The organism is Candidatus Profftia sp. (ex Adelges kitamiensis), assembly GCF_020342455.1.
Taxonomy (GTDB): domain Bacteria; phylum Pseudomonadota; class Gammaproteobacteria; order Enterobacterales; family Enterobacteriaceae; genus Profftia.
In genome coordinates, this window is sequence record NZ_CP080506.1 from 177,883 (window position 1) to 190,811 (window position 12,929).

Here is a 12,929-nt window from a genome sequence, read left to right on the forward strand (position 1 = left end):
AGTTAAGCTCTTTCATTATAATATATACAAATTATTTTTTACTCTTAATTTACCAGTAAAGGTCTTAATTTTATATATATATATACTAAAGATTAAAAATTTAGTATAATGGATCTTATTAGGTAGAGTTAATTATATATTAATAATTGATATTTATTTTATAGTAAGGTTATTAATTTTTTATTTACATTAGTTTACTTTATAAGACTATATAGTATGCAGGGAACTATCAATAGAGTGTTAATAGTATTTTTTGTTTTTATAGAACAATCTGATAACTAAAAAATCAATAGCATATAATCTAAATTACTTAAAAGATTATATTCTTATATTGATTATATATTATTATTTCAATAATTTATTATAGTAGATGAATAATTTAATAGAAATTTATTCTATTTTTTACAAAATATATATTATATAGAATATAATATTCTAATTATTAGTTTAAATAAATATTTTATCTTAAATAATATATTCTTACTTTTATAATAAAGTAGTGTTTTTTGATTATATTTATGTTTTTATTTAATATAATTAAGTTAAATGCAATCAACTCTATTGATATAATTCAGTAAAGATTATTAATTATTAATTATTAATTTAATACATTCTATTGAATTAGGCTTATTAATTTTATCTGAGTAATAAATATCTTTTATATTATTATATTAGTTGCCATAGTACTTCTTCTATTAAGTACTATGGCAATTCTATAGGCATAATTTTACTATTTTGTCTGATATCTAATAAAAATTATTTAATACCTTATTATAAGTAAAAATATAAAGAAATCAATGTACTTATTTATATAATATCTTAATAAAGATATTATTATTTTGTTTTATAAAATAGTAGCATTAAAAATGCTACATTATAAAGATATAAAATTTATATTTATTTATTTTTAATTTAAATTACTTATTTAAATAGTCTTAATAAGCAAGAAAAAATCTTTCTTAAAATATTATTTTATTGATAATTTTTAATTATATTCTTAATTAAGATAAATTTTTATATATTTAGTGTTATTTATATACAATAAATATTACTTAAATTTTAAGTTTATGTTAAAACATAATTTTGCAATAGATAAAATTTTTTTATGATTTAGATTTAAATCTAATAATCTCAAATATATATTTAAAATAGCAATTAGGTTGTTATACTTAATAAATTAAGTACTTTAGTAAAAGTATTGGGATAAAATCATTTTATATGTATATAATTTAAGTCAACCCTACTAAAGGTAATTAAAAAATTAATAACTAGTTACATTATTTTAGCTATTAAAAATAACAATTATTCAATATACTTTATAATAAATTGTATATTAATTTATAAATAATTCAGTAAGTATTAGATTTAATAGTTTATATATTTTTATATAAGAATATGAATTTATAAAATTAATAAACTTCCTGATGTTTTTAAAAAATTTTGTTAAATATTAAAGTCAAATATTATAGAGATAAATTTCTAGATTAATAAAATATGTTATCTGATATATCTAAAAGTATAATAATGGTTAATTATATATTTCTATTGTAGAAAAAAGTATTGGCGTAACTAATAAGTAATCACCTTATCGTTAAAGACTTTTTAGATATAACTACAATTATTCTACAAATCACATTATTTCAATGTAAAAAGTTAATAATATATAAATTTTTTTGATAGTAGTAATTATAATTTAATAAAACATGTTATAACGTAATAAAAGTATTATTTCAGTTAGTTATTAATAATAAAAGTAATTTTCTTAGTGAAGATATTAAAATAATAAAATTATTAGATATTATAACTTAAGAATATATACTATACATGTATCATATACTAGTACTCAATAAGTATTAATATTCAAGTTAATAATATTATTATTCTTATGTAAAAAATATCTATTTTGATTATAATACTATCTCTTGAATATATTTATATTAAATTAAATCTCTTTGAGATTACATACGGAGTAAAGTAATGAAATTACCTATTTATTTAGACTACTCAGCAACTACTCCAGTAGATCCTCGTGTAGCTAAAAAGATGATGAAATTTCTAACCCTAGATGGAATTTTTGGTAACCCAGCCTCACGTTCTCACCGTTTTGGATGGCAAGCGGAAGAAGCAGTAGATATTGCACGTAATAACATTGCTGAGTTAATAGTAAGTGACCCTCGTGAAATTGTATTTACCTCCGGTGCTACTGAAGCGAATAACTTAGCGATCAAAGGAGCTGCGAATTTTTACCAAAAAAAAGGTAAACATATCATTACTAGTAAAACCGAGCATAAAGCTGTTCTAGACACTTGCCGACAATTAGAGCGGGAAGGGTTTCAAATTACTTATTTAGTACCACAACGTAACGGTATTATTAATCTTGAAGATATTAGCTCAGCAATGACTATTAATACTATTTTAGTTTCTATTATGCACGTAAATAATGAGATAGGTATTATTCAAGATATAGAATCTATTGGCAAATTATGCCGAAGCCGTGGTATAATATACCACGTAGATGCTACACAAAGTGTAGGTAAATTACCAATAGATTTAAGTAAATTAAAAGTTGATTTAATGTCTTTTTCTAGTCACAAAATTTATGGTCCTAAAGGAATAGGTGCATTATATGTTCGTCGCAAACCAAGAGTGCGTATATCAGCACAGATACATGGTGGTGGTCATGAAAGAGGTATGCGTTCTGGTACTTTACCAGTTCATCAAATTGTAGGTATGGGAGAAGCTTATCGTATTGCTAAAGAAATAATGGCTACTGAAGCGCGTAGTCTCTTATTACTACGTAATCGTTTATGGAATGGTTTACAAGATCTTGAAGAAGTTTATTTAAATGGTTCTTTAGAGCAAGGTGTATCTAATATACTAAATATAAGCTTTAATTATATAGAAGGAGAATCATTAATTATGGCGTTAAAAGATCTAGCTATTTCCTCTGGTTCAGCTTGTACTTCTGCAAGTTTAGAACCATCATATGTACTACGTGCACTAGGAATAAATGATGAACTAGCACATAGCTCTATTAGGTTTTCACTAGGTCGTTTTACTACTGAAGAAGAAATTGATTATGTAATTACCTTAGTTCGCAAATCTATTGATCGATTACGTAGTATATCTCCATTATGGGATATGTTTAAGCAGGGTATCGATATTAGTAAGATAGAATGGTCTATTCATTAATATTGGTATATAAAGTTAAGGAGAAAATATTATGTCTTATAGTGATAAAGTGATTGATCATTATGAAAACCCACGCAATGTAGGGTCTTTCGAGAATGAAGATAATACTATTGGTAGTGGTATGGTTGGAGCACCTGCATGTGGTGATGTAATGAAGTTGCAGATCAAAGTAAATAATCAGGGTATTATTGAAGATGCTCGATTTAAAACTTATGGCTGTGGTTCAGCAATAGCATCAAGTTCATTGGTGACAGAATGGATTAAAGGTAAATATTTAAAGCAGGCTCAAGATATAAAAAATAATGATATCGCTGTAGAGTTGGCTTTACCACCAGTAAAAATTCACTGTTCTATTTTAGCGGAAGATGCCATTAAGGCTGCTATTGCTGATTATAAATCAAAACATTCTATGGATTGTGATATCTAGTGGTTAAGTAATCTTATATTTATTGCTAATTTATTAGTACTATTTTATGATTATAAATCATATAATTTTATTATTTTAATTAACATAGTAAAATCTATTAAGAAAAGAATTTAATATACGATAAAATATTAGTATTTATAATACTATATTTTTATTCTTATAAGTATTAAATAGATAATAAAAGATTTAGATACTAAAAAAATTTATGCATATACAATAACTTTACGAGAATTATAAAAATATATAACTTTTGTAAAGTTATTGTATATATTTAACATTTTTGGAAGAAATACTCTTCAGGATAAAAAGTGTATCAAAGATATTATTTATAGTTATAATATTTTTGTTAAAAACAATATTATATAAGAAACCTAAAAGGATAATAAACTTCAGAAAGTATTAGTATAACTATTATTTATAGTTCCATATATAATACTTAATATATTTTATATTATAATCTAATATTTATTATATTAATTTTGTTATAAGACTTATAAATATTATTTATATAACACCTATAAACTATATACATTTACTAAAATAACTTTATTTTGCGATTGTCTTCACTAATATTAATTATATATATTTTTTATTAAAATAATTTGAAGTTATATGTTAATCGTATGGGTAATAAAATTATTTTTTATATGATACTTAATTATAAAGTTTTAATTCCATCATATTTTGTTTGATAAAAACCTCTAAATACTATTATTAGCAATAAAATATTAAAATATTGATGTAATTAGTATAATAATAGATAAGTTATGATATTTGCAATTATATAAATCGTATTAAAGAGATAGATAATAATTAAAATTACCTATGATCAAGAAAAAATATTTTATATTCAAACTATAAATATAAAAATATTTATTAGAAAAACATATATATTTAGGTATATAGAACCCGTTAACTACAAAAATAAAATTATTATTTAAGAGAAGAATTTGGAGTTTTATTAGATAAAATAGTACTGATATCCCTAGATATGTTTAGTAAGAATAATATTGATATCTTGTTGTAATTATTACTTTTAAAATTTAATATCTATACTTATAGTTAAGATAGATAAAAATTTTTTTAGGTAGTTTTCTCTTTGTTAGATATATAGAATGATATCTTATATCATGATTAATATATTTTAAGTGATACCCACTTTAATATATTACTTTTTATAAAATTTATATATTAATAATATCAGAGTAGGAATATATATTGTAAACATTTAATAATAAAATATAATTTTTATTTTATATATTTCATTATAATAAGTATAATATTACATAAATGTATATCATAGTTTAATCCGTTAAATTACATTACCTATGAAGGGTAATCAATATTGTATCCCCATAACTAAAAAAAACTGTTTTATTACAGCTTCATCGTATGCATGTATAATATTTTTACACCCCCCCCGCAAATACAGCAACAAGCATTATCATTATAGATGATAGAAAATACAAATTTATTATCATAGCATTAACTATCTACTAGCAATAGCAATAGCATAAATAAAAATTTGTGTATCCCCTAACAAAAATATGGGGGATTATCAATTGATTAATAATAGCTTATTAACTTCACTTTAAGTGAACGAATAGAGGTAGTTTCTATAGCGATAATAAGATCACCACATGCTTTTGATTACTCTGATATTGCATTTATTAATTCTTGCGTAACCTCAGTATATTCAGAATGCATTTTATAATTTTTTATATTTTTTTACTCGTAATAACTGGAAAGTACTAAATCCTACTTTAAGTATTAAAAAATATTTTTTTTTACCTTTTTAGTTTTGTTAACAATAATTTGTCAAAATGCAGTCCTGCGGTAGTTACGGCAATTATATTAGGATGTGAGTTTATATACGGTTTAATAAAATTAATAGTATAATGTTTCATTAGGAAAGCTTGTATACGGTAGTAAAGGTATATAACAAATTATATTTAGAATATTAGTAATATTACTATTATCTTCAAATTTAAATTTAAATAGTGTTTGATGTAGTTTAGCTATCATGACAAAGATATTATCTTTATTATAACCTAGTATTAGTTTTGAGCCAAGATTAGAAATATTAGATGTTTATTGTAAATAAGCTAATACCTAGTATTGTCTAACAGACACGCTCTACTAATACTTCAATCTTATCTCCACTGGATTTTATAGTCAAAAAAACTGTACTGGAATAACATGTGTATTATTGAAAAATAAGTTAAATTTCCTGCTTATTTTTTATCTAAAATATCGGTAAATATTCTTTATTTTAATTTACCTATTAACCGGTCTAGACATAATAATAGGCAGAAACTACGATCTAATCGAGTAATTATATATAAAATGTGTTAGGTAGTCTAAAGACTGTTATGACTCATTACTCTAAATAGTTGTATATACTTCCATAAGTATTAAAGTAATTTTAAAATTTACTCCTATTAAAATATAGTGTTTTACTATGTAAATTTTATCATTTACCTTAAATTATAGTTATTTTAAAATCTAAAGGTATTTTGTAAATCAAAATAACATTTAAAAGAATGTATTTTAATATTTTATTATAGAAAGAGTAGTTTTAGATTATTTTTTCTAGTGACCATATTATCTGTTATTAGATAATAACTAATAATATATAATTAATTATTTATATACATTCCTTTGAATTATCATATAATATAATAAATATATATAACTTATATATTGCATCTTGCTTGATTTTAGAAAGTAATAATAAAAGCATTACTTATGAAGTAAAAACACTTAAAGTATTTGTATTGAATTTATATTTATTTAAACGGTAAGATTAATTATAATTATACTATTCTTAATATTAAGAGAAAAATTTTTGTATTGTATAGAAAACAATAGTTTATATCCCTATAATAAAATTATTTAGATATATTAATTATAATACTGTTTATATTAAAACATAGTTTTATGTAAGAACTACATAAAGAGAGTGGATAATAATTAAGTTAAAATTAAAACTAACTTTATTTATAATCATATGAATGATAAACTGTATGTATAGTTATAAAAAATACTAGTTTAATAAAAAAGATCTACCATGATTAAAGATAACAATCTTATTTAGCTATTTTATTAGCTCAATCTATAATATTTAAAAACAAATTTTTTATTTAGTGAGTTAATTTTATAATATAATGAAATAATTCTTAAGATGAGGATATCAAAATAAATTAAATAGAATCAAATTCTATCACATCTGATATTCTGGGATAATAGTTAGTTTGGGTTTTTTGCATTAAGATTGGCTGGCTGATTGTTTGTTAATATATTAATTAATCTTAATAAGATACTTGATTTATATTCGTATTATAATGATTACCTTAATTTTTAGTGAGCTTGTTCCCAATTTTCTCCAATACCTATTTTTACTTTAAGCGGAATTGTTAGTTCTATAGTCTGTTCCATTAGTTCTTGTATTTTTTCTATCGTATGATCAATTACGGATTCATGTACTTCAAATACAAGTTCATCATGTATCTGCATAATCATATGAACTAATGGTTTTTTTTGTTGTATCAGCCAAGAATCTATAGTAATCATAGCTTTTTTAATAAGATCAGCAGCAGTTCCTTGTATTGGTGCGTTAATTGCCGTACGTTCTGCTCCTTTACGATACATAATATTAGGAGAATGTATATTTGGTAAATATAATCGACGACCATCTAAAGTTTCAACATAACCTCGATTAGATGCTTGTTGACGTATATTTTCCATATACTTAAGAACTTTAGGATATCTATTGAAATAATAATTTATATAACGTTGAGCTTCAACTCGTGCAATATTTAGTTGACGAGCTAAACCAAATGCACTCATACCATAAATTAAGCCAAAATTTATAGTTTTTGCACTCTGGCGCTGTGCACTGGTTACCTCCTCTAATTTTAGTCCAAACACATCGGCTGCTGTTGCACTATGAATATCTTTTCCTGTCGCAAAAGCATTTAGTAAACTTTTATCACCAGATAAATGAGCCATGATGCGTAATTCAATTTGCGAATAGTCAGCAGAAACAATTTTATAGTTCTGTGGAGCAATAAATGCTTGACGGATTCTGCGTCCCTCATAATTATGTATAGGAATATTTTGTAAACTAGGATTACTGGAAGATAGTCTGCCAGTTATAGTTACTGCTTGATGATAAGATGTATGTACTCTTTGAGTAATCGGATTAACCATATTAAGGAGTTTATCAGTATAAGTGCTCTTTAATTTAGCTAAACTTCGATATTCCAAGATAATTATGGGGAGCTTTAGTCCTTGTTGAGCTAGTTTAGTTAATACCTCTTTATTAGTTGAAGAAATACCTTTTATATTTTTTTTTATAATAGAAAGTTCTTGTTTTTTAAATAGAATTTCTTGCAGTTGTTTTGGAGAAGAAAGATTGAATACCTTTCCTGCGGCTTGATAAGCTTTCTCTTCTAAATTATATAAACGTACAGTTAATTCTTGCGAGTGGTTGTATAAGATGTGGCTATTAATTAGCACGCCTATACGTTCCATACGTGAAAGTACGGGAATAAGAGGTATATCTATATCAGTAAAAACTTGTTTTATGCTTTGTTCTTTTTTTAATTGTGGCCAGAGTGTAAGATGTAATTGTAAGGTTATATTGGGATCTTTAATTTTATAAGAACTAATATTTTTTGAAAGTATTTTGTTTATGTTATAATGATTATTTTCTTTTTCAAGAAAATTTTTTAAGGTTATTATGTTATGTTTAAGATATATTTTAGTTAAGTGATATATATCATGTTGACCAGAACTACTGTCTAAATTATAAGATTCTAGCATAGTATCAAAAGCCATACCCCTCATCTCAATACCATAGCGTGCTAATACACTGTGATCATGTTTAAGATTGTGACCTACCTTAAGTAGGCTGCTGTCTTCTAATAATGGTTTTAACTTAGCTAATACACTTTCACGATTTAGTTTTACAGTGATTTTAAGATCATTATAGTTCAATGGAATGTATGCAGTCATACCAAATTCAGTAGCAAATGACAAGCTAACTAGATTAGCAGTTAGTATATCTAGGGAGTCAGTTTGGGTGTTACAGGAAAAAATTTTTGCTGCTTTTAGATTTATTACTAAGTCATTAAGTTCAACATAATTAAGAATTATAATATATTGATCCTGTGATAATAAAGGTTTAGTTTCTTTTAAAATTGGGGGTATTTTTTTAATATCTACTATTGATAATTTATTTTTTAATAAAAAATTTTTATTGTTTAACCATAAACCTTTTTTGGTATATTCTAGTGAAAGTTTAAATTCATATAAACTGAATAACTTGTGTAATTCTGTAGTGTTTATTTGTTTACGATGGAGATCATGATAATCGATTTCTAAAGTGACATTAGTTTTAATGGTTGCTAATAAATATGATAGTTCTGCTTGATACTTATATAATTTTAATTGAGTACTAATATTTTTAGATCCTCTAAATCTTAAATTAGCAATTTTATCTAAATTATTATAGATTTCTTTTAGATTGCCTATCTCTAGTAATAGAGTTTGAGCTATTTTTTTTCCTATTGTTGGTACACCAGGGATGTTATCTGAGGAGTCACCCATTAATGAGAGAAGATCAATAATTAATTCTGGAGGTACTCCGTATTTATCAAAAACTTCTTTTGGTCCTAGAATCGTATTATTAGTATTTAACAATGTAATATTCGGTGTAACTAATTGAGCCATATCTTTATCATTGGTACTAATGAGTACATGACGACCATACTTCTCGGCAGATTTTGCTAACGTTCCAATGACATCATCTGCTTCCACCCCTAAGACAGTAAGTAATGGCAAACCAAGAGCCTTTAGAATTTTGTGTAGTGGTTCTATTTGTTTATATAATTTTTCAGGCATAGGTTGACGATGAGATTTATACTCTATAAATAATTGATCACGAAAAGTTTTACCTTTAGCGTCAAATATTACTGCTAAGTGACTTGGGTGATACTGTAGTATCAAATTGCGCAGCATATTTAATACGCCGTATATTGCGCTTGTAGGCTTACCTGTAGAGTTAGCAAGCGGAGGGTAAGCGTAGTGTGCGCGATAAAGATATGAAGATCCATCAACTAGAATAAGAGGATTTACAGGTATTTTAGCCATAATATATTTTTAACTTACTATTTCTTTTTGTGCAGTGGAATATTATTATTGAAGTAATTAACTAATTTTATCTAAAGAATTAAGATTAGTCTAGAATTTTAAGTGTACTTAAAATGATAATTACTTTTATAAAAAATGATTAATAACAAAATTATTGCCTAATTATTTTAATAACTAACAATGCATAAGTAATCTAATATATATAAAATATTGATTAGTAATTATATGTTAAATATTGTTAACTTTTATGTATATTTATTTTTTTAAAAAAATCACTACACTCTTTTAAATGCAATTAATTTCTCAGATCCTAAAATAATTGTATTTTATTAATATAAAATATATTTTTTCTATAAAAATAAAAAATCTTTATTAATACTCACTGAAAGAAAATTTAGGGGAATAAAAATTTTTTATTAAAAATAGTTTATATAACTAGTTTGTATATATATTTAGAATCAATACTCCGCTTGTATAATTTATATATAATTTTTGAATATAAAATTATATAATATTTGAATATTATAAAAGAAAGCACCCATAAAATACTATTTTAGTATAATACTAATTAATTATATTATAATTTAATTAAAATTATTTAGAATTACTTATTTTATAAAGTAATTTATTTAATAAAATATAAATTTTATGTTAGAGAGTAATTACTCTTTTAATGTTAACTAGTATTAATTAATGAATTATATTATAAAATAATAAAATAAATATGAGTATAGCGTAAGATATATAGTTTATTGGATATCATTTACCTTATAAATTATATAATATTATTTTTATTTCTTAATAGTATAAAAATATCAGTATAAATAATATATCAGTAATATGAGGTATATTTTAATACTAAATATAAAATATAGTATTTATATTTATCATTAATTTTAATATAGGTATCGTTATAATTCATTATAATTTAATAAAAAAACTTTTTATACTGTAATAAATATAAAAAATTATTATCTTAACAAGAAATATTCCTTAAATTGTATAATTTTATGATTAATTTATCATGTATAAATTTAGAAAATATAATATTCTATTAGTAGATTAAATAAGTCTTTATGTTAAATAAGTATATTTTAATAAAAAATTAAATAAATGATAACCAAAATGAATGAATAATTTTTATTTTTCATACAAATATATATACATATATATTTAAAGAAATATTTCTTATATCAGTTTTTAATAGAAACTAAGTAAAGAACATTAGTTTATGTAAATTAATATGTATTTTTTATGTTTTTTTGATATAAAAATTTTATTTATTTACTGATTAAAAGTATTTTACTAAGAATATATAAAATATTATATTAATGGTTATTAATTATATTTATAATTTTTATACTTTTATATTTGCTTATTGTATATTATTAGCTGTAATTAATGTTTATAAAATATATCACGCTGTGATATATTTTACTGTCAATGTTATAATTTATAAATAAAAATTTAATAATTTAAAATGCTTAATTTTATAATATAAAAATTATATTTTGGTAAAAATTTATTTATTTAATTTGACTGTAATGAATTCTAAAGTTTCCAAAAACTATTAAAATACTTTAGGTATGATATTAAATAGCTTATAATTACTTATAATATAAATAATTATTTTTTAATATAATAAATATTTTAATTCACTCTAATATTTATATATTAATTCCCCGTATAATAAATAATACTTATTTAACATATTTTTTCTTAATATGAGTTATCATTTATCTCCATGCTATTAATAATTATGTTATGATAATGATCTAAATATTTTATAAAATAGTAAAATATTTTCATTAAAAATAATTTTTAATGAAAATATATAATATATAAACGGTTTATTTTTAATGATAATATTTCTTTTATATATAATAATTAATACTAAGTAGTTTTTATATTTTCCTGTTGATTAACATTAGGGATAACTTAGATTAAATGTAATTTTAATGATACATCCTTTTATAAGATATACTTTTATATGTACAATAAATTTAATTACTATTAATGCAGTTTTTCTATAATTCTTATAATCATTAGTATATAGCATGACGCTATACTTTTATTTTTTAAAAAATTATAACATTAGTACTATTTTAGTATAAATTTATATCACTAATAATTAAGGTATACTTTCTATAAGATTAATTTTATCAAGTCATTCTAAAGAAGTAAGTTTATGTGGTCTATTCTTTATATTATTAATTTCTTTAATATGTTTAAGATAACCGTAGAACTTTCATTTGTGCTTAGCTTACTTATAATAGTAGCAGTACCTTATAAGTATAAACTTATAAAATATTTAATTGCATTATACTAGGTTGGTAAAATTAGTTCTTAAAATATTATAGTACTTACCATTAATGAATACATTAAGTTATAGAAATAACATCCATAAAGTTATTATAGTTTTATATATAATAATTTTTTAATTATTTAAGTATACAAAGTAAGAATAGCAATTTGCTAAATGGTATAGTTTATAACTTAAACGTTAAATGTTGTTATTTTCAAAAGAAAAAATACTATAATACAATAAATATATTTGTAGGTAGTATATAGGTAAAGGATGTTCATGTTGTGTTTAATGAACAGGGATCTTTCCTGTTACCTTGCACGAGGATTTAAAATCTTAACCACAGACACTCCGTACGGCTAATTCCTGTTTTTTTAATAGTAATAAAAATTTAGTACTAAAATATACATTAACTATGAGTATAGAAACTCTTCTTGATACAGAAGATGTAATAATTTTAGTTACTGGTCAAAGAGCTAAAATTACAGGCACTTTAAGGTTGTTATTGAAGGTGGTATACATTATATGTAGTTTATTAATACCTTATAGGTATATCTAAAATATATAATATTACATAATAAACTTTCCTACTATAGAGCTAAATGTTAAAACAATAAAGTACTTTAAAGAAGTTGTTGAATATTATTATTATCTTAATAATATTAAAATATTTTAGTATATTATTAAAAGTACATTTAAATTAATAACATTATTTTGATAATTTACTATATATTTATAATAATACATATATTTAAAATAATTTAAATAATTAAATCTAATTTTAGAAAATGTTCTAATACATTTAAACTACTATTTAGTTTTATAATATTATGTTTTTTTATTTAAATT

General features: G+C 22.2%; 3 protein-coding genes. 2 read left to right on the forward strand and 1 reads right to left on the reverse strand.

Translation table 11 applies throughout. The annotated features are described in order from the left end of the window. Positions 1-1,977: 1,977 nt before the first annotated feature. Positions 1,978-3,192 (forward strand): IscS subfamily cysteine desulfurase, encoded by a 1,215-nt coding sequence (locus tag K0T98_RS00385; protein ID WP_225639447.1) that lies wholly within the window; start codon positions 1,978-1,980, stop codon positions 3,190-3,192. Positions 3,193-3,223: 31 nt separating this feature from the next. Beyond that, positions 3,224-3,619, forward strand: coding sequence for a Fe-S cluster assembly scaffold IscU (gene iscU / locus K0T98_RS00390; protein ID WP_225639448.1), 396 nt, complete (start codon positions 3,224-3,226; stop codon positions 3,617-3,619). Between the two features lie 3,360 nt (positions 3,620-6,979). On the opposite strand, the gene polA is transcribed toward iscU, so the two are convergent. Further along, positions 6,980-9,775: a DNA polymerase I gene (polA, locus tag K0T98_RS00395; protein WP_225639449.1), complete on the reverse strand. Its 2,796-nt coding sequence runs from the start codon at positions 9,773-9,775 to the stop codon at positions 6,980-6,982. Positions 9,776-12,929 lie beyond the last annotated feature (3,154 nt).